The organism is Neoroseomonas soli, assembly GCF_018129065.1.
GTDB classification, from domain to species: Bacteria; Pseudomonadota; Alphaproteobacteria; order Acetobacterales; family Acetobacteraceae; genus Neoroseomonas; species Neoroseomonas soli.
In genome coordinates, this window is sequence record NZ_JAAEDM010000032.1 from 26,892 (window position 1) to 46,760 (window position 19,869).

22 protein-coding genes are annotated in these 19,869 nt (G+C 73.4%); 16 read left to right on the plus strand and 6 right to left on the minus strand.

Going from position 1 to position 19,869, the window contains the following annotated elements:
* Nucleotides 1–15: 15 nt before the first annotated feature.
* Entirely contained in the window at nucleotides 16–189 is a 174-nt protein-coding gene (locus GXW76_RS13030; protein WP_211862469.1) for a hypothetical protein, read from the minus strand.
* 183 nt (nucleotides 190–372) lie between these two features.
* On the opposite strand from GXW76_RS13030, the gene GXW76_RS13035 reads away from it, so the two are divergent.
* Entirely contained in the window at nucleotides 373–777 is a 405-nt protein-coding gene (locus tag GXW76_RS13035) for a hypothetical protein (RefSeq protein WP_211862471.1), read from the plus strand.
* Between the two features lie 86 nt (nucleotides 778–863).
* Here GXW76_RS13035 and GXW76_RS13040 read toward each other — a convergent pair whose 3' ends face one another.
* Nucleotides 864–1,775 (minus strand): polysaccharide deacetylase family protein, encoded by a 912-nt coding sequence (locus tag GXW76_RS13040; RefSeq protein ID WP_211862472.1) that lies wholly within the window; start codon nucleotides 1,773–1,775, stop codon nucleotides 864–866.
* A gap of 111 nt (nucleotides 1,776–1,886) precedes the next feature.
* Between GXW76_RS13040 and GXW76_RS13045 the strand changes: the two genes are divergently transcribed.
* From GXW76_RS13045 to fabG, 11 genes are all read left to right on the plus strand, one after another.
* The gene (locus GXW76_RS13045; RefSeq protein WP_246514228.1) at nucleotides 1,887–2,153 is read left to right on the plus strand and encodes a phosphopantetheine-binding protein; all 267 of its coding nucleotides are present in this window, start codon (nucleotides 1,887–1,889) and stop codon (nucleotides 2,151–2,153) included.
* A 5-nt stretch (nucleotides 2,154–2,158) separates the two neighbouring features.
* The gene (locus GXW76_RS13050) at nucleotides 2,159–2,773 is read left to right on the plus strand and encodes a COG4648 family protein (protein ID WP_211862476.1); all 615 of its coding nucleotides are present in this window, start codon (nucleotides 2,159–2,161) and stop codon (nucleotides 2,771–2,773) included.
* Nucleotides 2,763–4,091, plus strand: coding sequence for an AMP-binding protein (locus GXW76_RS25995; protein WP_211862478.1), 1,329 nt, complete (start codon nucleotides 2,763–2,765; stop codon nucleotides 4,089–4,091). Before GXW76_RS13050 ends, GXW76_RS25995 begins: the two co-directional genes overlap by 11 nt.
* A gap of 166 nt (nucleotides 4,092–4,257) precedes the next feature.
* The gene (locus tag GXW76_RS13060; RefSeq protein WP_211862480.1) at nucleotides 4,258–4,614 is read left to right on the plus strand and encodes a 3-hydroxyacyl-ACP dehydratase FabZ family protein; all 357 of its coding nucleotides are present in this window, start codon (nucleotides 4,258–4,260) and stop codon (nucleotides 4,612–4,614) included.
* The gene (locus tag GXW76_RS13065) at nucleotides 4,611–5,516 is read left to right on the plus strand and encodes an LpxL/LpxP family acyltransferase (protein ID WP_211862481.1); all 906 of its coding nucleotides are present in this window, start codon (nucleotides 4,611–4,613) and stop codon (nucleotides 5,514–5,516) included. The genes GXW76_RS13060 and GXW76_RS13065 overlap by 4 nt, the downstream gene beginning before the upstream one ends.
* Before the next feature lie 173 nt (nucleotides 5,517–5,689).
* Nucleotides 5,690–6,175, plus strand: coding sequence for an outer membrane lipoprotein carrier protein LolA (locus tag GXW76_RS13070; RefSeq protein WP_211862483.1), 486 nt, complete (start codon nucleotides 5,690–5,692; stop codon nucleotides 6,173–6,175).
* Entirely contained in the window at nucleotides 6,172–8,511 is a 2,340-nt protein-coding gene (locus GXW76_RS13075) for an MMPL family transporter (protein WP_211862485.1), read from the plus strand. The genes GXW76_RS13070 and GXW76_RS13075 overlap by 4 nt, the downstream gene beginning before the upstream one ends.
* A gap of 5 nt (nucleotides 8,512–8,516) precedes the next feature.
* The gene (locus GXW76_RS13080) at nucleotides 8,517–9,701 is read left to right on the plus strand and encodes a beta-ketoacyl-ACP synthase (protein WP_211862486.1); all 1,185 of its coding nucleotides are present in this window, start codon (nucleotides 8,517–8,519) and stop codon (nucleotides 9,699–9,701) included.
* Nucleotides 9,698–10,486 (plus strand): beta-ketoacyl synthase chain length factor, encoded by a 789-nt coding sequence (locus GXW76_RS13085; RefSeq protein WP_211862488.1) that lies wholly within the window; start codon nucleotides 9,698–9,700, stop codon nucleotides 10,484–10,486. The genes GXW76_RS13080 and GXW76_RS13085 overlap by 4 nt, the downstream gene beginning before the upstream one ends.
* Entirely contained in the window at nucleotides 10,483–10,911 is a 429-nt protein-coding gene (locus tag GXW76_RS13090) for a phosphotransferase (protein ID WP_211862490.1), read from the plus strand. Before GXW76_RS13085 ends, GXW76_RS13090 begins: the two co-directional genes overlap by 4 nt.
* Before the next feature lie 85 nt (nucleotides 10,912–10,996).
* Nucleotides 10,997–11,701, plus strand: a complete 705-nt coding sequence (fabG, locus tag GXW76_RS13095; protein ID WP_211862491.1) for a 3-oxoacyl-ACP reductase FabG — start codon at nucleotides 10,997–10,999, stop codon at nucleotides 11,699–11,701.
* A gap of 9 nt (nucleotides 11,702–11,710) precedes the next feature.
* Here fabG and GXW76_RS13100 read toward each other — a convergent pair whose 3' ends face one another.
* Complete coding sequence (locus GXW76_RS13100) at nucleotides 11,711–12,484, minus strand: glycosyltransferase family 2 protein (protein WP_211862493.1); 774 nt, start codon at nucleotides 12,482–12,484, stop codon at nucleotides 11,711–11,713.
* 60 nt (nucleotides 12,485–12,544) lie between these two features.
* Here GXW76_RS13100 and GXW76_RS13105 point away from each other — a divergent pair, with 60 nt between their 5' ends.
* Entirely contained in the window at nucleotides 12,545–13,870 is a 1,326-nt protein-coding gene (locus GXW76_RS13105; protein ID WP_211862494.1) for an NAD(P)/FAD-dependent oxidoreductase, read from the plus strand.
* On the opposite strand, the gene GXW76_RS13110 is transcribed toward GXW76_RS13105, so the two are convergent.
* From GXW76_RS13110 to GXW76_RS13120, 3 genes are all read right to left on the minus strand, one after another.
* On the minus strand, nucleotides 13,848–14,234 hold the full coding sequence (locus GXW76_RS13110; protein WP_211862496.1) for a hypothetical protein: 387 nt from the start codon (nucleotides 14,232–14,234) through the stop codon (nucleotides 13,848–13,850). The genes GXW76_RS13105 and GXW76_RS13110 overlap by 23 nt on opposite strands.
* A gap of 88 nt (nucleotides 14,235–14,322) precedes the next feature.
* Complete coding sequence (locus GXW76_RS13115; RefSeq protein ID WP_211862498.1) at nucleotides 14,323–14,982, minus strand: YdcF family protein; 660 nt, start codon at nucleotides 14,980–14,982, stop codon at nucleotides 14,323–14,325.
* A complete protein-coding gene (locus GXW76_RS13120) occupies nucleotides 14,979–15,890 on the minus strand; it encodes an alpha/beta fold hydrolase (RefSeq protein ID WP_211862500.1) in 912 nt (303 codons plus the stop codon). Before GXW76_RS13120 ends, GXW76_RS13115 begins: the two co-directional genes overlap by 4 nt.
* Before the next feature lie 307 nt (nucleotides 15,891–16,197).
* On the opposite strand from GXW76_RS13120, the gene GXW76_RS13125 reads away from it, so the two are divergent.
* The 3 genes from GXW76_RS13125 to GXW76_RS13135 form a co-directional block, all read left to right on the plus strand.
* Nucleotides 16,198–16,425, plus strand: a complete 228-nt coding sequence (locus GXW76_RS13125) for a zinc-finger domain-containing protein (RefSeq protein WP_211862502.1) — start codon at nucleotides 16,198–16,200, stop codon at nucleotides 16,423–16,425.
* Nucleotides 16,415–19,300 carry a DNA polymerase I gene (polA, locus tag GXW76_RS13130; protein WP_211862503.1) on the plus strand — a complete coding sequence of 962 codons (2,886 nt, stop codon included), beginning with the start codon at nucleotides 16,415–16,417 and terminating at the stop codon, nucleotides 19,298–19,300. Before GXW76_RS13125 ends, polA begins: the two co-directional genes overlap by 11 nt.
* A 1-nt stretch (nucleotide 19,301) precedes the next feature.
* On the plus strand, nucleotides 19,302–19,869 hold a 568-nt coding region (locus GXW76_RS13135), incomplete at its 3' end, for an MFS transporter (RefSeq protein ID WP_211862505.1).

A 19,869-nucleotide genomic window follows, 5' to 3' on the forward strand; every position in this document is an offset into this window, starting at 1 on the left:
CCTCCCTCGCCGCCATCAGGAGGTCGGCGGCGGCGGCGGCGGGTAGCAGGAGCGCGGCGGCCGCGGCACGGGGGAAGAAGGCGGCGGCGCCGGGGTCTCGGTCTGCCAGGCCTGTGCCGCCGCCACGGGCAGCGCCGGCGGCAGGGCGGGAAGCGCGGCGGCGAGGAGGAGGATCGACAGGCTGCGCATGGCGGAAGCCTAGAGCAGATCGCACGCGGCTGGAATCGGCCGTGTGCGTGAAGATGCTCGCTGAGGCACGGCGGGAGGGGCTTCCACCCGGGCGGAAACCTCCCTGGCCAGGCGACGGCGGTCGGCGAAACCGCTCCCGGCTGCCGCGGCAGGCCCCCTGGCGCAAGCGGCGGCGGGCGGGTCATGCTGGGCGCCGTGCTGCGACTCGTCTTCCTGCTCCCCTTGCTGGCGGCCCTCGGCTTCGGTGGCTGGTGGCTTTTCGTGACGCCAGCCCCGTCGCCCGTGGCCACCGGCCCGCGCGCGGCGATGGCCGAGCGCGGGCCGCGCGCTGCCGCCGTCACTCCGCCCGCGGCGGGCAGCGCTGCGCTGCAGACGCCGTTCGGGGATGCGATGTTCCGCTGGCGCTGCACCGCCGGCCTGCGGGAAGCGATTGGCGAGCATCCGGACTGGCCGCTCCGCCGGCTCGCCGGCTTCTGCCTCTGCGTCGCGGACCGGCTGCGCGCGGAAGGGCTGCGCGACCTCGTGCTGAGCGGCGGCGACACCGCCTCTGCAGTGGCGGCGGCCGAGGCCTCGGTCTGCCGGCGGTAGAACCGGGCATCACCGCATCGGACGTCGAAATCCGCCGTGCCAGTGGCCTCGGCGGTTCCCGTGAACCGGTCGCCGGTCCTGCGGCGCTACGCGGCGGCCCAGGCCCGGGCTTCCGACCGCAACTCCGCCAGCCGCGCGGTGAAGGGCACCGAGCGCCGTCCGTGCAGCAGCCCTTCCAGCCGCGGCAGCATCGGTCCGCGGTTGAGCCACAACATCAGGCTGCCGAAGACGCCGGCATCGGGGCGGTGGACCAGCGCCTCGCGCTCGTCGAGGTCGTAGGGGTGGCAATAGGACCACAGGGCGCCGCCCGCGGCTTCCTCCGCCGTCCAGCGCGCGGCCAGGCCGCGCAGGCGCCAGGGCGGCAGCCAGCGCAGGTACATGCCTCCCAGGAAGGGCAGCCAGGCCGGCCCCAGCCGCGCCACCGGCACCGGCAATTCCAGCAGCCCGCAGGGCCAGAGGAAGGGCCGCCGCGGTGCCCCTGGCCAGCCCGCGAGCGGGTTCCAGGCCGGCAGCACGGAGGAGGAATAGGCGAAGCCGAGTTCCGCCAGGATGTCCGGCGCCCAGGCGGCCGCCGGCGTCAGGGAGAAATAGGGCGCGCGGAATCCCGCCGGCGCCGCGCCGGTCAGGTTCGCCAGCCGGTCCCGCGCCGTTGCCATGCCGGCGCGGAAACGATCAGGCGCCAGATCCGCCAGGGGCTGGTGGACATGGCCGTGCGAGGCGACCTCATGCCCCCGCCGCGCGATCCGCGTGACCAGGCGCGGATCGGCGCGCGCCACCCGGTCCAGCACGAAGAAGGTCCCGCGCGCCCCGGCGGCATCCAGCAGGTCGAGCAGCCGGGCGGTCTGTTCGCGTGCGCGTGACCCGCCCTCATGCTCCTCGACGTCCACGGTGAAGGTGAACAGGGCGGGCAGTGCCGCGAAGCCGCGCGCGGCCCGGCGTGCCGCCCTTGTGAGGCCACTTTCGCGTTGATATTCTTGCAGTCCGGAGGTGGATGACATCGCGGCTGAGGTCGCTGGTCGGCCCCGCTTCGTCAAGGCCACCCGGCAAGGGGGCGGCCGGCGGCGGCAGCCCTCGGGATTGTGAAGCCGATGCGCGGCGGGAGACCGAGCTTGACCACGACCCTCTCCTTGGAAGCGGAGGTGGCGCGCCTCGTCGTCGAGGCATTGCACCTCGAAGTCGCGCCGGAGGAGATCGATCCGGAGGCGCCCCTGTTCGGCGAGGGCCTCGGCCTCGATTCGATCGACGCGCTCGAGATCGCGCTCGCCGTTTCCAAGCGGTATGGCTTCCAACTCCGATCCGATGACGAGATGAACCACCGCATCTTCGCCTCGCTCCGCGCGCTCGCCGCGCATATCGAGAAGAACCGGGCGGCCTGAACGCCATGCGCCTGCCCCGCCTGGCGCCGCGGCTGCTGGTCTCGCTGCCGCTCTCGGGGCTGTGCCTCGCTGCCCGGGCGGCGGGACAGGATCTCGCCGCCGCGGCTCTGGCCGCCGCGATCATCGTCGCCTTCCTGGCGCCGACCGCGCGGCCGGCGGGCATCGTCGCCTGCGCGCTGGCGGCCGGGATCGCGACCTGGCTCTGGGTGGGCGGGACGGGTGGGGCCCGGGCGGTGCTCGCGGCGCTGCCCCTGGCCGGGAACCTGACGCTCGCCTGGCATTTCGGCGCGACGCTGCGCCCGGGGCAGGAAGCCCTGATCGTCCGCTACAGCCGCGCCGAGCACGGGGAGATCCCGGCCGGGCTCGTGCGCTACGCGCGCCGGCTGACGGCGCTCTGGACGGCGTACTTCCTGCTCTTCTCCGCGATGAACGCGGCGACGCTGGCGGGCTTCGGGCCGCCGGCGGGGCCCTCGGCGGCGCTCAACATCGGCCTCGCCGCGGCGTTCTTCCTCGGCGAGCATGTGGTGCGCGGCATGGTCTTTCCCGAACTCGGCCCGGTGCGGCCGTGGCGGACGCTGCGCGCCATCTGGCGCGCCGACGCGGTGCCCCATGCCCGCTGACGCCGCCCTGCCGCTGACGTCCCGCGCGCCGCACGAAGTGATCTTCCACCGCGGGCGGGAACCGGTGACGACGGCGCGTTTCCTCGCCGAGGTGGCGGCCCTCGCCGCGCGCCTGCCGGCGGAAGGGCCCGTCCTGAACTTCTGCGCCGACCGCTACCTGGCGCTGGTCGGCTTCGCCGCGGTGCTGTCGCGGGGCCAGGTGACGCTGCTTTCCGCCGACCGTTCCCCGCAGCGCCTGGCCGACATCGCCCGGCTGCACGGGGCGCGCTGTGCGCTCGCGGACACCGAGGCCGAACTGCCCGTGCCGGTGCTGCGGCCGGATGCCGCGCCCGGTGCCGATGCGCCGAACCCGCTCATCCCCGCCGGGGCGGTGGCTGCGATCGCCTTCACCTCCGGCAGCACGGGGGAGCCGCGGCCGCATGCCAAGCCCTGGGGCGCGCTGGTGGCCGGGGCGCGTGCCGCCGCCGAGCGGTTCGGCGTGACATCGGGCACGGCCATCGTCGGCACGGTGCCGGCGCAGCACATGTACGGTTTCGAGACGACCCTGATGCTGCCGCTGCATGGCGGCGGGGCGGGGCACGCGGGGGCGGTCTTCTACCCCTCCGACATCGCGGAGGCCCTGGCCGGCGTACCCGCGCCGCGCCTGCTGGTGACCACGCCGCTGCAGATGCGCGCGGTGCTCGGGACGGGCATCGCGCTGCCGCCGCTCGCCGCCGTCATCTCTGCCACCGCGCCGCTCGATCCGCGCCTCGCCGCGGAGGCCGAGGCGGCCTGGGGCGCGCCCGTGCTCGAGATCTACGGCGCCACCGAGGCCGGGTCCGTCGCCTCCCGCCGCACGCTGGAGGGCGATGCCTGGGAACCCTATCCCGGCACGGTCTTCGCCATCGCCGAGGACGGGGCGGACGTGACCGTGCCCGGCCTGCCGGCGCCGGTGCCGCTCTCGGACACGCTGGAGCCCCTGCCGGAAGGCCGCTTCCGCCTGGCGGGGCGGCGGGCGGACATGGTGAAGCTGGCGGGCAAGCGCGCCTCCCTCGCCGGGCTGACGCGCATCCTCACCGACGTCGAGGGCATCGCGGACGGCGTCTACCTCGCGCCGGCGGATATCGACGACAACCCGCGGGCGCGGCTCGCGGCGCTGGTGGTGGCGCCGGGAATGACGCCGAAGGCCGTGGTGGCGGCGCTGCGCGGGCGGATCGAGCCCGCCTTCCTGCCGCGCCCGGTGGTGATGGTCGATGCGCTTCCGCGCGATGGGGTGGGCAAGCTGCGGCAGGCGGAACTCGCCGCGCTCGCCTGGCCCCGCGGCCCGGTGCGGCGCTGATACCGGCCAGACTTTCGGCTGCTTCGGCACCAGCGCGCCTGGTCCTGCGCGCGGCCGCCCCAGCCGCTCCGCGCGCCAATTCACCGGGCCTGGATCGGCAAGGCCCGGCGGCATGAGCCCTGCACCGCCCATTCAACCCGGCCCCGGACTGCCGTAGAAGGCGCCCATGGCCTCCGACCCCAGCCGCGGCCCGGCCGCCCGGCGCCCGGACGAGGTGCCGCCCCCGCCCACGCATGTCGCCCGCTTCGCCGTGCCGCCGGACCATCCCGCCTTGCCCGGGCATTTCCCGGGTCATCCGGTCGTGCCTGGGGTCGTGCTGCTCGACCGGGTGGCCGAGGCGGCACGCATGGCCTTCGGCCTTGGCCCCCTGCGCGGGCTCCCGAGGACGAAATTCGCCGCCCCCGTCCTGCCGGGGCAGGACGTGCGCGTCGTGCTCACCCTGCTCGCGCCCGGCCGCGTCGGCTTCGCCTGCGAGGCCGATGGCCGGCCGGCGGCAGCCGGGGACATGGCCTTCACGGCATGAGCGGCACCGCCGCCTGGGCCGCGACGCCGGAGCGCGGCAACGCCGCCGTGCTGCGGCTGATGACGCGCATCGCGCTCGGCCTCGGCTGGCCGGTGGCGCATGCGCTGCTGCACCCGATCACGCTGTTCTTCCTCGCCACCTCGCCCGCCGCGCAGAAGCGTACGGCGCGGCGCTACCTGGGGCGGGCGCTCGGCCGGCCGGCGGGGTGGCGCGACCTCTGGCGGCTGTATTTCTGCTTCGCCTCGACGATGCTCGACCGTGTCTTCCTGCTGACCGGGCGCACGCGTGGCTACCATGTGCAGGTCGAGGGGCTGGAGATTCTGCGCGACGCCGCCGCGCGCGGGCAGGGGATGGTGGTGCTCGGCGCGCATATGGGTTCCTTCGAGGCGTTGCGCGCGGTCGGCGGCGCCGGTGCGCCGGTCGAGGTGCGCATGATGATGCACACCGCCAATGCCGGCGCCGCGGACGCGCTGTTCGACAGCCTCGACCCGACGCGCGCGGCCGCCGTCATCCCGCTCGGCCGACCCTCGGCGATGCTGGCGGCGCGGGAGGCGCTGGAGCGCGGCGGCGTGGTGGGGATCCTCGCGGACCGCGCGGTGAGCGGCGACCGCATGCTGCCGGCGGAATTCCTCGGTGCGCCGGCGACGCTGCCCGGCGGGCCGATGACGCTCGCCGCGATCCTGCGCGCGCCGGTGGTGCTGGGCTTCGGGCTGTGGCTCGGCCCGCGCCGCTACCTGCTGCGCTTCGAACCCTTCGCCGAGGCGATCGACCTGCCACGGGACCGGCGCGAGGCCGCGTTGCGCGAATGGCTCGGGCGCTACGCGGAGCGGGTCGGCGAGATGTGCCGGGCGCATCCCTACAACTGGTTCAACTTCTACGACTTCTGGGGGGAGGAGCCGTGAGGTGGCGGTGGCTGAAGGTCGGGGGGAGTGAACTCCCCCCGAATCCCCCCTCCTTCTTTGGAACCAAAGAAGGGAGGGGGTTCGGGGGAGGTTCGCCTCCCCCGACCTTCCTGCGCCGCACCCTGCTGATCCTGCCCCTGGCCGCCCAGGCCCCCGACCCGCTGCCCGAGGTGATGGCGGCCCTCGCCGCCGTGCGCGAAAGCCGCGCCGCCTTCACCGAGGAGAGGGAACTCCCTGAACTCGACCGCCCGCTGATCTCGCGCGGCGTGCTGACCTGGCGCGCGCCCGATCGGATGGAGAAGCATACGCTCGAGCCGGTCGAGGAACGCTTCCTCGCCGATGGCGACACGCTGGTCCTGGAGCAGCCCGCGCGCGGCATCCGCGAGACCATGGCGCTCGACGCCGTGCCCGAGGTGCGACCGGTGGTGGAGGCGATCCGCGCGACGCTTGCCGGCGACCTCGCCACACTGCGCGAGCATCACGAGGTGGTCTTCTCCGGCACCTTCGCGCGCTGGCGGATGGTGCTGACGCCGCGTTCGCTGCGCGTGCGCGCGGCGGTGCAGCGCGTGACGCTGGAAGGCGAGGGCGGCGCCATCCTGGTGGTGGAGACGCAGATGCGCGACGGCCGCACCCGCATGGCGATCACCCCGCTGCGATGAGGCGCCTCGTCGCGCGCTATGCTGCCCTCTTCGCCGCGCTGGCGGTGCTGGCGCTGGCCTTCCCGCTGCTGCTGCGCCAGGTCTCGCTGCGCGGCGACATCGCCGATTTCCTGCCGGCGCCGAAGACCGAGGAATCCGCCTTCCTGCTGGAGGAACTCCGCAGCGGCGCCGCGACGACGCTGCTGATCGCGGGGATCGAGGGCGGGGAGGCGCGCGACCTCGCGCGCGTCTCGCGGGCGATGGCGGCGCGGCTCGAGGCGAGCGGGCTTTTCGCGCTGGTGGCCAATGGCGCGCCGCGTATCGACGATGGCGAGGCGGCGCTGCTCATCGCGCATCGCTACGCGCTCTCCCCGGCCGCGACGCCGGAAGCCTTCACCGAGGCGGCGCTGCGCCGCTCGCTGGAAGCCGTGCTGGACGGGCTGCGCGGCAGCGCCGCGCCGCTGGTGCGGCGCTATGGCTTCGCGGATCCGACCGGTGCCTTCCTCGCGCTGGTGCGGGGCTGGGCCGCGGATGCGCGCGTGGCGATGGAGCATGGCGTGTGGATGGCCGAAGGCCCCCGCGCGCTGCTGCTGGCGCAGTCCCGTGCCGGAGGCCTGGACACCGAGGCGCAGGCGCGCACGGCCGAGGCCTTCCGCGCCGCCTTCGCTGCCTCCGACCCTCCGCCGGGGGCGCGGCTGCTGCTCTCCGGGCCCGGCATCTTCGCGGCGGAGGCGGCGGCGACGGTGCGGGCGGATGTGCGCCTCGTCTCGATGCTGTCCTCGGTGCTGGTCGCCGCCTTCCTGATCTGGCGCTACCGGTCGCCACTGATGCTGGCGGTGGTAGCGGTGCCGCTCTCGGCCGGCACGCTGGCGGCACTGGCGGTGGTCGATGCGGCGTTCGGGCATGTGCACGGCGCGGCGCTCGGCTTCGGCATGACCATGCTCGGCGTGGTGGACGACTACCCGATCCTGCTCATCACCGGGCGCGCGCCGGGGGAGACGCTGCGCGAGGCCGCGCGCCGCATCTGGCCGACGCTGCGGCTGGCGACGGCGGCGGCGGTGGCTGGGCTCGTGCCGATGCTGGCCTCGGGCTTTCCGGGCCTGGCGCAGCTCGGCCTCTTTGCGGCGACGGGGCTGGTCGGCGCGGCGCTGACGACGCGCTACCTGTTGCCCGCGCTGCTGCCGGCGGAAGGGCTGCCGGTGCGTCCGCTTCCGGAACGGCTCGCGCATGTGCTGCTGCGGCTGCCGGCGCGGCGCGGGGTGGTGCTGGCGGCGCTGGCGGTTGTCGCGGTCGCGCTGGCACTGGGCGGCGGGCCGCGCATGGAACGCGACCTGGCGGCGTTGAGCCCGGTGCCGGAGGCGGTGCGCGACCTCGACGAGGTGCTGCGGCGCCAGGTAGGTGCGCCGGATGTGCGCGTGGTGCTGACGCTGCGCGCGCCTGATGCCGAAGCGGCCCTTCAGGCGGCGGAACGGGCGGCGGAAGCGCTGGCGCCGCTGGTTGCCTCCGGCGCCATCGCCGGGCTGGATCACCCGGCGCGCTTCCTGCCGAGCGCGGCGACGCAGCGCGCGCGGCTCGCGGCATTGCCCGAGGCCGCCACGCTGGCAGAACGTATCGAGGCCGCGCGCCAGGGCCTGCCCTTCCGCGCCAATGCCTTCGCGCCCTTCCTCGAAGGCATCGAGGCCGCGCGGACGCAGGCGCCGCTGACGCCGGCGGATCTTCGCGCGGCGCCGCTGCTCGCCGCCCGGCTGGCTCCGCTGCTGCGGCAGGAGGAAGGCGGCGTCCGCGCCATCCTGCTGCCCACCGACATCCGCGACATGGCGGCGCTGCGCGCGGCCGCATCCCGCGTGCCCGGGCTGCTGCCGGTGGAGATCAAGGCGGAGACCGAGGCGATCCTCGCCGAGGCCACCGGCGCCGCGCTGCGCTGGGCCGCGGTCGGTGGCGTGCTGGTGCTGGTGCTGCTCGGCGCGGGGCGGGGGCTCGCCGGCGGATTGCGCATCGCCGTGGCGCTCGGCGGCGCGCTGATGCTGACCTTCGCCATGCTCGCAGCGCTGGGGGAACGGATCTCGGTCTTTCACCTGACCGCGGCGCTCTTGCTGGCCGGCGTCGGCATGGACTATGCGCTGTTCCTTGGGAATACCCGGGCCTCGGCCCGTTCCGGGGAGGCATCGACGGAGGAGGCAGCGCGGGCGCTTGGATCCGTCATCACCTGCATGGTCACCACCTTGCTCACCTTCGGGCTTCTCGCGCTCTGCCGCACGCCGGTGCTGCACGCCACGGGGCTGACCGTGACGGTCGGCGTCGCGGCGGCCTTCCTGCTCGCCTGCGCCCTGGCGCCCGGACGGGGTGCGCCCCGCTGAGCCGCATGGCTCCGCTCCGCATCACGGCGATCACCGCGACCAGCGCCATGGGCGTCGGGCTGGCGGGGACGCGCGAGGCGCTGGCGACGCGCCGCGGCGGCCTCGCGCCCTGCGACCTGCCCGGCATGCCGCCAGGCGTCTGGGTCGGGCGCGTGCGGGAGGCCGATACGGTCGAACCGCCCGCGGCGTTCGCCGCCTTCGCCTGCCGCAACACGCGGCTTGCGGAACTTGCCCTGCGCCAGGATGGGTTCACGGAGGCGGTGGCCGCTGCCGTCGCCCGGCATGGCGCCGGGCGCGTGGCCGTGGTGCTCGGCACCTCCACCTCCGGCATCGAGGAGACGGAGCAGGCCTGGTCCCGCCGTGGCGCGGACGGCGCGCTGCCGCCCTACGATTTCGCCTCTACCCACGACCTGCATGCGCTGCCGCGCTACGTGCGCGCGCGGCTCGGGTTGAAGGGGGCCTGCATCTCGATCTCGACCGCCTGCACCTCGGGCGCGCGGGCTTTCCTCGACGCGGCGACGCTGATCGCGGCGGGCGTTGCCGACGCGGCGGTGGTGGGCGGCGCTGACACGCTCTGCCGGCTCACGCTGCACGGCTTCGGCTCGCTGGAACTGCTTGCCAAGGGGCCGACGCGGCCCTGCGCGGAGGACCGCGACGGCATCTGCATCGGGGAGGCCGCCGCCTTCGCCCTGCTGGAACGTGCGGGGCCGGAGGATGCGGGCGCGCTCGGGCTGCTCGGTGCCGGTGCTTCGTCGGACGGGCACCATATGTCCTCGCCGCACCCGGACGGGCTCGGCGCGGTGGTGGCGATGCGCGCGGCGCTCGACAGCGCGGGCCTCGCGCCGTCGCAGATCGACTACGTCAACATGCACGGCACCGGCACGCGCGCGAACGACGCGATGGAGGACCGTGCCCTCGCGCGGATCTTCGGCGATGCGGTGCCCTGTTCCTCCACCAAGGGCTGGACGGGCCACACGCTGGGCGCCTCGGGCGCGCTGGAGGCGGCGATCTCGACGGTCTGCATCGAGGCTGGGCTGGTGCCGGGCTGCCTTGGCCTTGACCGCGCGGACCCGTCCTTCGCCTCCGGCATCGTGGTGACGAACCGGGCGGCGCGCGTGGACCGGGTGCTGTCCAATTCCTTCGGCTTCGGCGGCAGCAACTGCGCGCTGGTGATCGGGCGGCTGCCGTGACGCTCGCCGTCGGCATCGCCGGGATCGGGCTGCTCGGGCCGGGGCTCGCGGGCTGGGTGCAGGCCGCGCCGGTGCTGGCCGGTCGCGTCCCGCACGAGGCCGCGCCGCTCACCCCGCCCGCGCCTGCCATGCTGCCGGCCACCGAGCGCCGCCGCACCGGCCCCTCGGTGCGCCTGGCCCTCGCCGTGGCGGCGGAGGCGGTGCAGGACAGCGGCGTGCCGCCGGAGGAACTCGATACCGTCTTCGCCAGTTCCAATGGCGAGGGGCAGGTGATCACCTCGATCCTCGAGGCGCTGCACACGCCGGACGGGGCCATCTCCCCGACGCAGTTCCACAATTCGGTGCACAACGCGGCGGCGGGGTACTGGGGCATCGCGGTGGGATCGTCGCGGCCCTCGGTCAGCCTGGGTGGGCATGACGGGGTCTTCGCCACGGGGCTGCTGCATGCGGCGGCGCAGGTCGTGGCCGGCCGCCGGCCCGTGCTGTTCGTGGCGCATGACGTGCCGCTGCCGCCGCCGCTCGACGCATTGCGGCCGACCAGCGCGCCCTTCGCGATCGCCATGGTGCTGACGCCCGCGACAGGGACGCGCGGCGCGCTGCGCCTGGAACAGCGCGACCTGGCCGCGCCGCCGCCGCTGCTCCCGCCAGGTCTCGACGCGCTGCACGGCGCCAATCCGGTGGCGCGCGCCCTGCCGCTGCTCGCCGCCCTTGCGGCCGGCGGCGCGGCGGAGATCCTGCTGCCGATGCTCGACGATGCGAGCCTGGCGGTGACGGTGGCGGCGTGAAGGCCCTGCCGGCGACGCGGGAGGCGATCGCGCGCCTCATTCCCCACCAGGGCGGGATGTGCCTGCTCGACCGCGTGGACTCCTGCGATGCGGAGGCGATCGCCTGCGCCGCGACCAGCCACCGCGACGCAGCCAATCCGCTGCGGCGGGACGGCATGCTGCCGGCAGTCTGCGGCGTCGAATACGCGCTGCAGGCGATGGCACTGCACGGCGCGCTGACCGAGGGCGCGCCGCAGGGCCGCGGCTTCGTCGCGGCGCTCTCGGGCGTGGAGATCGCGGCCGCGCGGCTGGATGATGTTGCGGGCGTGCTTTCCGTCTCCGCCACCGCGATGGCGCGGGAGAGCCGCGGCTTCATCTACCGCTTCGCGGTCGAGGGGGAGGGACGATGCCTGCTGAGCGGGCGGGCGACGGTGGTGCTGGCATGACGCGCGCCCTCGTCACCATCTACCGCTTCGCGGTCGAGAGCGAGGGGCGCCGCCTGCTGATCGGGCGGGCGAGGGTGGTGCTGGCATGATCCGCGCCCTCGTCACCGGCGGCGCGAGCCCGATAGGTGCCGCGATATGCCGCGCGCTGGCCCGCGACGGCCATGCGGTGATCGTCCACGCCCATGCCCATGCCGAGCGAGCGGCGGCGCTGGCCGATGAGATCGGCGGGACGAGCATCGCATTCGACCTCGCCGACCACGACGCCTGTCGCATCGCCTGCGAGGCCTTGCTGCAGGACGGCCCGATCCAGGTGCTGGTGCACAATGCCGGCACGCATGAGGACGTGCCCATGGCGGGCATGAGCGAGGCGCAGTGGCGGCGCGTGCTCGCCGTCTCGCTCGACGGCTTCTTCCACGTCGCGCGGCCGCTGCTGCTGCCGATGATGGGCACGCGGCGCGGGCGGATCGTGGCGATGTCCTCGGTGTCCGCCATCATGGGGAACCGCGGCCAGGCGAACTACGCCGCCGCCAAGGCGGGGCTGATCGGCGCGGTTCGGTCGCTCGCACTGGAATGCGCGCCGCGCGGGGTGACGGTGAACGCGGTCGCGCCCGGGCTGATCGAGAGCCCCGCCGTCGCCGCCGCCGTGCCGCCCGAGGCGGTGCGGCAGATGGTCCCCGCGCGGCGGCTCGGCCGGCCGGAGGAGGTGGCGGAACTCGTCGCCTTCCTCTGTTCCGACCGCGCGGCCTACATCACGGGGCAGACCGTTTCGATCAACGGCGGGATGGCGTAGCGCGGCGCCTCACGGATCGCGCTTCGCCAGCCGGCGCAACTCGGCCTGGCTTCGCCACAGCCCCGCGGGGTCCATGCCGCGCGCGAGCAGCTTGCCCGCCACCATCAATACGATGCGGGCGATGTCCGCGACGGGTCGGAAATGACTCGGGCGGCGCAGCGTCCCGCCATAGAGGGCGGGGATGTCGGCCGCGACGCTGGTGATGCCGGCGCGCGCGGCGTCGATCAGGATCTCGCTCTCGAAGGAGAAGCGGCGGGCGCGGCCGTCGTAGCGCGCGAGTTCCGTCAGCGCCGCCGCAGGGTAGATGCGCAGGCCTGATTGGCTGTCCGCCACCGCATGCCCGGCCGCCCAGGAGATCCAGAAATCCGCGAAGCGATTGGCCCGCCGTCGCGCCGCCGGCTGCCCGGCGGCATGGCGGCGGGAGCCGATCACGATCCGGTCAGGCCGCGCCAGCGCGAGCAGCCGCGGCAGATCCTCCGGCCGATGCTGGCCGTCGCCGTCCAGGGTCGCGACGAAGGCGGCGCCGCGGGCGAGCGCCTCCGCCATGCCGCGGCGCAGGGCCGCGCCCTTGCCCTGGTTGCCCGGCATGGCCACCACCTCCGCCCCGGACGCGGCGGCCAGGGCGGCGGTGCCGTCGGTCGATCCGTCGTCCACCACCAGCAGCGGGGCTTCCGGCAGCGCGGCGCGCACGCGTGCGACCACCGATGCGATGGTTGCCGCTTCCTGGTATGCGGGGATGACGACGGCGAGGCTCGCGGCCGCCGCTGCGGTTGCATCGGTCACGGGAATGCGGCTGGAATGGGCGATCACCTTACCGTTGAAATGCGCGGGGACCTAGGGACCATGCCGCTCGATTCCGCCGACATTCCGGTCGAGACCCGATGCGACGTGCTCGTCATCGGCGGCGGCCCGGCCGGGTCCACCGCCGCGGCGCTGCTGGCGGAGAAGGGGCGCCACGTCGTGCTGCTCGAGAAGGACCGCCACCCGCGCTTCCACATCGGGGAGAGCCTGCTGCCGCTCAACCTGCGCATCTTCGAGCGCCTCGGCGTGCAGGAGGAGATGGCGGCGATCGGTGTCTACAAGCCCGGCGCGCGCTTCGTCTCGGACGAGCACGGCAAGCACACCGCCTTCTCCTTCGCGGCGGGGTTGAACCAGGACTACACCTATTCCTACCAGGTGCGGCGCAGCGAGTTCGACGAGATCCTGTTCCGCCGCGCCCATGCCGCCGGCGCCGATGCGCGGGAGGGGGTGCGCGTGCTCGATGTCGCGCTGGATGCGCGCGGCGGGCACCTCGTGATGGCGCGCGGCGAGGACGGCGCGATGCAGGCCTTCCGCGCGCGCTACGTCGTCGATGCGTCCGGCCGCGACACGATGCTCGCCACCGCCATGGGCAGCAAGGCGCGCAACCCGCACAACAACACCGCCGCCATCTACGGCCATTTCCACGGTGTCGCGCCCTTCGGGGAGCAGGAGGACGGCAACATCACCATCCACCTGTTCGACCACGGCTGGTTCTGGATGATCCCGCTGCAGAACGACGTCATGAGCGTGGGCGTCGTCAGCAACCCGGCCTTCTTCAAGCGCCGGCGCGGCGCGGTGGAGTCCTTCTTCCTCGAAACGCTGCGCTCGGTCCCTTCCGTCGCGCGGCGGATCGAAGGGGCGGAACTGGTCTCCGACGTCACCACCACGGGCAACTACTCCTATGCATCGAAGGTGATGCACGGCGACGGCTGGCTGATGGCGGGCGACGCCTATGCCTTCCTCGACCCGGTCTTCTCCTCCGGCGTGCTGCTGGCGATGGCGAGTGCCGAGATGGGTGCCGAGGTCGCCGACACCTGGCTCGATGACCCGGCGCGTGCGGCCGGCATGGCGCGCGCCTTCGAACGCAAGGTGAAGCGGGCGATCGGCTCGCTCTCCTGGCTCATCTACCGCATCAACAAGCCGGTGCTGCGCGACATGTTCATGGAGCCGCGCAACCGCTTCCGCATGCGGGAAGGCCTGGTCAGCCTGCTGGCCGGCGACGTGCATGCCAACGCCAACCGGCAGATGCCGGTGCTCGCCTTCAAGGCGGCCTACCATGCGCTGAATGTCGCCTACCGCTTCGGCTACAGGCTGCGGCCGGAGGGGCTGGTGAAGGTGCCGCCGGCTACACCGGCGGCTGCTGGATGATCGCCCGCTCGAGGTTCTCGATCCAGCTGTTGTAGTTCCTGTGGATGCTGGTGCCGTCGTATTGCAGGTTCGTGCTGTTCACGTAGCGGATCGAGAAATTGCTGGCGGTGTAGGTGATCTCGGTCACCGCGACATGGGTGCGCAGGCGCAGCGTGGCGCGGATCAGGCCGGGGCGCACCGGCTCCATCTCCCAGCCCAGCCCGGCGCCGGCGCGCAGGATCTGGTTGCGGCGGATCTCCGGCGTCGCCGTGTCCACGAAGCTGCGGCTCTCGACGTTGTAGATGGGCCGCGTGCAGGCCGAGAGTCCGACCGCGGCAATCGCCAGCAGCACCGGCGCCGCACCGAGCAGGGACCTTCGTTGCATCCTTTGTCCTCCACCTCGCGCGCCCGGGATCGGGCGTCGCCTGAAGCATAGGCTATCGGCCTCGCCCGGCCCTGCGGGTTGCGCCAGGTCAAGCGATGCGCGCGAGCCAGCGCCGCCGCCGGAGCAGCCGCGCGAGCAGTCGCCCTGTCACGTACCAGTGGACCATGAGGCCTTCCGTCAGCAAGGCCGGCAGGTCCGGGCGGAACGCGTCCTCCGCTGCCACCGGCGCGACGGCGAGACCGAGGCCGCGCGCCATGAGCAAGGTGCGGTGCAGGTGCAGCCGGCTGGTCACCAGCGCCTCCGGCCCCGACGCTGGACCTGTCGTCCTGTGGTTGCGCAGGTTCTCGAGCGTATGGCGGGAATGCGTCTCCATGCCGATGCGCACGGGATCGAGGCCATGCGCGACCAGCCAGTCGCGGCCGGCCTCGGCCTCGCTCGGCGCGCCCGGCGCCGAGCGTCCTCCGAGCACGACCAGGTCCGCCCGCGGGCAACTACGTGCGAGGACGAGCGCCCGTCTCAGCCGCACGGCGAACACCGGCGAGGGCACACTGCCCCGCAGCCGGTGGCCGAGCACGAGGATGCGCCCCGGGGGTGCCTCGGGCGCCATCCCCGCCCGCCGGGCCGTCCGCAGCACCGCGAGCGTCGCCGCCAGGGGCGCCAGGCCGCCGGTCAGCACCGCGACGGTCGCGGCCGCAGCCAGGGTGATCGCGCCTTCAGGGCCGAGGAAGGGCGGCTCGCGTTCCGTCACGCCGCAAGCCAGGCCCGCGCCGCGGCCTCGGAACCCGAGGGCAGCGGGAGGCGCGAGTCCATCGACCAGGCGGTGATGTCGCGCGCCACGCGGTCCCCGCGCGTGTCGCGCAGCAGCATGTGGTAGCCCTCCGGATAGAAGCCGGCGCGCTGCCGGGCGGGGTCCGGCAGGGCGGAGAGCAGCCGGCGGGTCGGCGCCGCCGGGACCAGCCTGTCCTGCCCGCCGTAGAGCAGCAGGGCCGGCGCGCGGAAGCGCGGCGCCGCCGCAACCGCCGCATCCATCAGGTCCACCAGCCCCGCGATGGCATCCACCCGCGTATTGCGGATCAGCAGCGGGTCGCGCGACCAGCGCTGCCAGGCTTCCATGTTGTCGGTCGGCTGGAAGCCGGGCGCGCTGTTCACGACGCCCATCATCGGCACCACCGAGACCATGAGATCGAGCATGTTGCGCGCGAGCCAGCCGAGGCTCGCCCGCCCGACCACGGCAGGGGCCAGCAGCACGTAGCCATCCGCAGGCGGTGGCGTGCGGGAGGCGCCGGCGACGAGCAGCACGGCGCCGCCCATGCTCTCCCCCATCATCACCACCGGCACGCGCGGGTGGCGGGCGCGGATCAGGCGGGCGGCCTCGGCGGCGTCGGCGGCCATCGCCTCATGGCCGGCCCAGATGCCGCGGTTGGGCGCGCCCCCGAAGCCGCGCTGGTCGTAGCCGTAGAGGCCGACGCCCTCGCTGGTGAACCGGGCGGCGGCGTCCTGCAGGAAGGCGCGGGCATGCTCGTTCATGCCATGCAGGCCGACCACGATGGCCTTGGGCGGGCTGGGGGGCAGCCAGGCATGGAGGGGGAGGCGCGCGCCATCGGCCATGACCAGGGCATCGCCGAAAAGCGAGGGGGAGGCGACCGGCGGGCCCATCGGTGCGCGCGCGGGGGCGCAGCCGGCGGCGGCGAGGGCGGCCAGGACGGCCCGGCGGGGGAAGAAGGGCGGGGGAGGGGAACCTCCCCCGCTCCCCCGCCCTTCCTTGGTTCCTGGGAACTGACCTCGGCTGTCAGTCTCCAGGGAACAAAAAAGGGAGGGGGCTCGGGGGAGGTTCACCCTCCCCCGACCTTCCTTCCGTCCGTCGCGCCCTGTTCGGATCATCGCCCGCCAGATGATACCGCCCCCGAGGCTGGTCCACCACGTCCGCCGCGACTATGGTGCGCCCCCTGGCGAGAGGACCCCCATGCGCGACCCCCAGATGACCGGATATGCCCCGAAGCCCGTCGCCGGGCTGACCCCCGACCAGCGGATCGAGGTGACCTCCCGCAAGGTCCCCTGCGACGGGGAAGCGGCCTCGGGCCTCGGCCATCCGCGCATCTGGCTGCACATCGAGGACCGCGAGGTCACTTGCCCCTATTGCTCCATTACCTACGTCCTCGCCGAGGGCGCAGGCGAGGACCATGGCCACTGACGACACACGCGCCCCCGAGGCCGGCCGGCCGCGGGGCGCCGCGCTGGCGGAGGCGACTGCCGCATCCGAGGCGCTGCCCGAGGTGAAGCCGGGCGAGCGCCATCTGATCCTGGTGGACGGCTCCGGCTACATCTTCCGCGCCTATCACGCGCTGCCGCCGATGACGAACCCGGAGGGCGTGCCGGTGAATGCCGTCTATGGCTTCACCACCATGCTCTCGCAGTTCCTCACGCGCCATGCGGGCAGCCACATCGCGGTGGTCTTCGATGCCGCGCGGGTGAATTTCCGCAACGAGTTCTACCCCGAGTACAAGGCGCATCGCCCCGACCCGCCCGAGGACCTGATCCCGCAATTCGACCTGATCCGCGACGCGACGGATGCGCTCGGCGTCGCGCGGGTGCAGCAGGAAGGCTTCGAGGCCGACGACCTGATCGCCGCTTACGCCAAGGCCTACCTCGCCGAGGGTCCCGGCCAGGTCACCATCGTCTCCTCCGACAAGGACCTGATGCAGCTTGTGCGGCCGGGCGTGCAACTTCTCGACCCGATCAAGCAGAAGCCGATCCGCGAGCCGGAGGTGCTGGAGAAGTTCGGCGTCACGCCGGACAAGGTGATCGAGGTGCAGGCGCTCGCCGGCGATTCCACCGACAACGTGCCCGGCGTGCCGGGCATCGGGATCAAGACCGCGGCGCAACTCATCAACGAGTATGGCGACCTTGAATCGCTCCTGGCGAACGCCACGAAGATCAAGCAGCCCAAGCGGCGCGAGGCGCTGATCGGGAATGCCGAGATGGCGCGCATCTCGAAGCGGCTGGTGACGCTCGACGCCGACGCGCCGTTGCCCCGGCCGGTCGAGGATTTCGCGGCGAAGCCGCCGGGCGACCACAAGCTCGAGCATTTCCTGCGCGCGATGGGGTTCCGTTCGATCCTCGCGCGCATGGGCAAGCTCGGGGAAGGCAACGAGCCGGCCCGCCGCGGGGCGCCGCAGGCGGTCCGCCACGCGCCGGCGCCGGGGCCGGTGGCGCCGGACCTCTCCGTGCCCTTCGGGCAATATGAGGCGGTCACGACCGAACAGGACCTCGCGCGTTGGATCGCGGCGGCGACGGAAGCCGGCGTGATCGGCATCGACACCGAGACCGACAGCCTGGATGCGCGGCGCGCGAAGATGGTGGGCTTTTCCATCGCCACCGCGCCGGGCAAGGCCTGCTACGTGCCGATCCGCCACGGCGGCGGCGGGGACATGCTGTCCGATCCCGCGCCGGCGCAGATCGAGATGGTGCGCGCCTTCGCGCTGCTGCGCCCGCTGCTGGAAGACGCCACCGTGTTGAAGGTGTTCCAGAACGCCAAGTACGACCTCGAGGTCTTCGCGCGCGAGGAGAATGGCGGCTTCGCCACCATCGCGCCGATCGACGACACGATGATGATCTCCTACGCGATGGAGGCGGGGCGGCGCGGGCATGGGATGGACGAGCTTTCGGTCGTCCACCTCAACCACACGCCGATCAAGTTCGACGAGGTGACGGGCACCGGCAAGGCGCGCATCCCCTTCGGCCAGGTGGCGCTCGACAAGGCCACCGCCTATGCGGCCGAAGATGCGGACGTCACGCTGCGCCTCTGGCTGCTGCTGAAGCCGCGGCTGCGGGAGGAAGGCGCCCTCGCCCTCTACGAACAGATCGAGCGCCGCATGGTCGGCGTGCTGCGCGACATGGAAGCCGCCGGCATCAAGGTGGACGGCGCCGAGCTCGCCCGCATCGGGGAGGATTTCGCCAAGCGCCTCGCGGTGCTGGAAAAGGAGATCCATAGGCTCGCCGGGCGCGAGTTCAACGTCGGCTCTCCCAAGCAGCTCGGCGAGATCCTCTTCGACGAAATGAAGCTCACTGGCGGCCGCAAGGGCAAGACCGGGGCCTATTCGACCGACGCATCGGTGCTCGATGACCTTGCGGCGCAGGGCGTGGAGCTCGCGGCGCGGGTGCTGGACTGGCGGCAACTCGCGAAGCTGAAATCCACCTATGTCGAGGCGCTGGCGGCGCAGATCGATCCGGTGGACCGGCGCGTGCACACCTCCTACGGCATGGCGGGCACGAGCACGGGGCGGCTGTCCTCCAACGATCCCAACCTGCAGAACATCCCGGTCCGCAGCGAGGAAGGCCTGCGCATTCGCCGCGCCTTCGTCGCCGAGCCGGGCCACGTCATCATGTCCGCCGACTATTCGCAGATCGAGCTGCGGCTGCTCGCGCACCTCGCGGAGGTGCCGACCCTGCGCGAGGCCTTCGAGCACGGCGAGGACATCCATTCCCGCACCGCGGCGGAAATCTTCCACCTGGAAAAAGGCAAGGTGGACAAGGAAGCCCGCCGCCGCGCCAAGACGATCAACTTCGGCATCATCTACGGCATGTCGGCCTTCGGGCTGGCCTCGCGCCTCGGCATCCCCCCCGCCGAGGGCCGCACCATCATCGACGCCTATTTCGCCCAGTACCCCGGCATCCGGCAGGAGATGGAACGCTGCAAGGAGGAGGCGCGGACCCATGGCTATGTCCGCACGCCCTTCGGCCGCAGGCTCTGGATCCCGGACATCGCGACCAAGGACCCGGTGCGCCGCGCCGGCGCCGAGCGCGCCGCCATCAACGCCCCCTTCCAGGGCGGCGCCGCCGAGATCATCAAGCGCGCCATGGTCCGCCTGCCGCGCGCGCTGAAGCAGGCCGGGCTGAAGGCGCGCATGCTGCTGCAGGTCCACGACGAACTCGTGTTCGAGGTCCCGAAGGACGAGGTCGAGGCCACCGCCGCCGTGGTGAAGGACATCATGGAATCGGTCGCGACGCTGCGCGTGCCGCTCTCGGTCGAGGTCGGCACCGGCCATTCCTGGGCGGAGGCGCACTGAAGTGGCCGCCGGCTGGACGCCGCAGGAAAGGACGACGCTCGCGCAGATCTGCGGCGCGCATTTCGTCAGCCATGTGCATATCCTGGTCCTCCCGCCGCTCTTCCCGTTGCTGAAGGACAGCCTCGGCGTCTCCTATGTCGAGCTCGGCCTGGCGCTGACGGTGTTGAACGTCGTCTCCTTCTTCACCCAGGCGCCGATGGGCTTCGTGGTGGACCGGCTCGGCCCGCGGCGGATGCTGGCGGCGGCGCTGCTGCTGGGCGGGCTGTCCTTCATCCTGCTCGGGCTGACGGGCTCCTATGCCTGGCTGATCGCGGCGGCGGCGCTCGCGGGGCTGGCGAACAGCGTCTATCACCCGGCGGACTACGCCATCCTCGGCGCCTCGATCGCCGAGCAGCGCGTCGGGCGCGCCTTCTCGATCCACACCTTCGCGGGCTTCCTCGGCGGGGCGATGGCGCCGGCCTTCGTGCTCGGCATCGCGGCCTGGCTCGGCATGCCGGCCGCGCTGATCGCGGCGGGGCTGCTCGGGCCGGTGGCGGCGGTGCCGCTGCTGCTGGCCGGGGCGCCGCAGG

Coding starts and splice junctions, on each gene's coding strand:
- GXW76_RS13120 (WP_211862500.1), bottom strand. CDS start 15,890: ATGGGCCCGCCGGTCGCCTCCCCCTCGCTTTTCGGCGATGCCCTGGTC.
- GXW76_RS13080 (WP_211862486.1), top strand. CDS start 8,517: ATGGCTCCGCTCCGCATCACGGCGATCACCGCGACCAGCGCCATGGGC.
- GXW76_RS13040 (WP_211862472.1), bottom strand. CDS start 1,775: ATGTCATCCACCTCCGGACTGCAAGAATATCAACGCGAAAGTGGCCTC.
- GXW76_RS13125 (WP_211862502.1), top strand. CDS start 16,198: ATGCGCGACCCCCAGATGACCGGATATGCCCCGAAGCCCGTCGCCGGG.
- GXW76_RS13060 (WP_211862480.1), top strand. CDS start 4,258: ATGGCCTCCGACCCCAGCCGCGGCCCGGCCGCCCGGCGCCCGGACGAG.
- GXW76_RS13050 (WP_211862476.1), top strand. CDS start 2,159: ATGCGCCTGCCCCGCCTGGCGCCGCGGCTGCTGGTCTCGCTGCCGCTC.
- GXW76_RS13030 (WP_211862469.1), bottom strand. CDS start 189: ATGCGCAGCCTGTCGATCCTCCTCCTCGCCGCCGCGCTTCCCGCCCTG.
- GXW76_RS13105 (WP_211862494.1), top strand. CDS start 12,545: ATGCCGCTCGATTCCGCCGACATTCCGGTCGAGACCCGATGCGACGTG.
- GXW76_RS13065 (WP_211862481.1), top strand. CDS start 4,611: ATGAGCGGCACCGCCGCCTGGGCCGCGACGCCGGAGCGCGGCAACGCC.
- GXW76_RS13070 (WP_211862483.1), top strand. CDS start 5,690: ATGGCGGCCCTCGCCGCCGTGCGCGAAAGCCGCGCCGCCTTCACCGAG.
- GXW76_RS25995 (WP_211862478.1), top strand. CDS start 2,763: ATGCCCGCTGACGCCGCCCTGCCGCTGACGTCCCGCGCGCCGCACGAA.
- polA (WP_211862503.1), top strand. CDS start 16,415: ATGGCCACTGACGACACACGCGCCCCCGAGGCCGGCCGGCCGCGGGGC.
- GXW76_RS13035 (WP_211862471.1), top strand. CDS start 373: ATGCTGGGCGCCGTGCTGCGACTCGTCTTCCTGCTCCCCTTGCTGGCG.
- fabG (WP_211862491.1), top strand. CDS start 10,997: ATGATCCGCGCCCTCGTCACCGGCGGCGCGAGCCCGATAGGTGCCGCG.
- GXW76_RS13075 (WP_211862485.1), top strand. CDS start 6,172: ATGAGGCGCCTCGTCGCGCGCTATGCTGCCCTCTTCGCCGCGCTGGCG.
- GXW76_RS13110 (WP_211862496.1), bottom strand. CDS start 14,234: ATGCAACGAAGGTCCCTGCTCGGTGCGGCGCCGGTGCTGCTGGCGATT.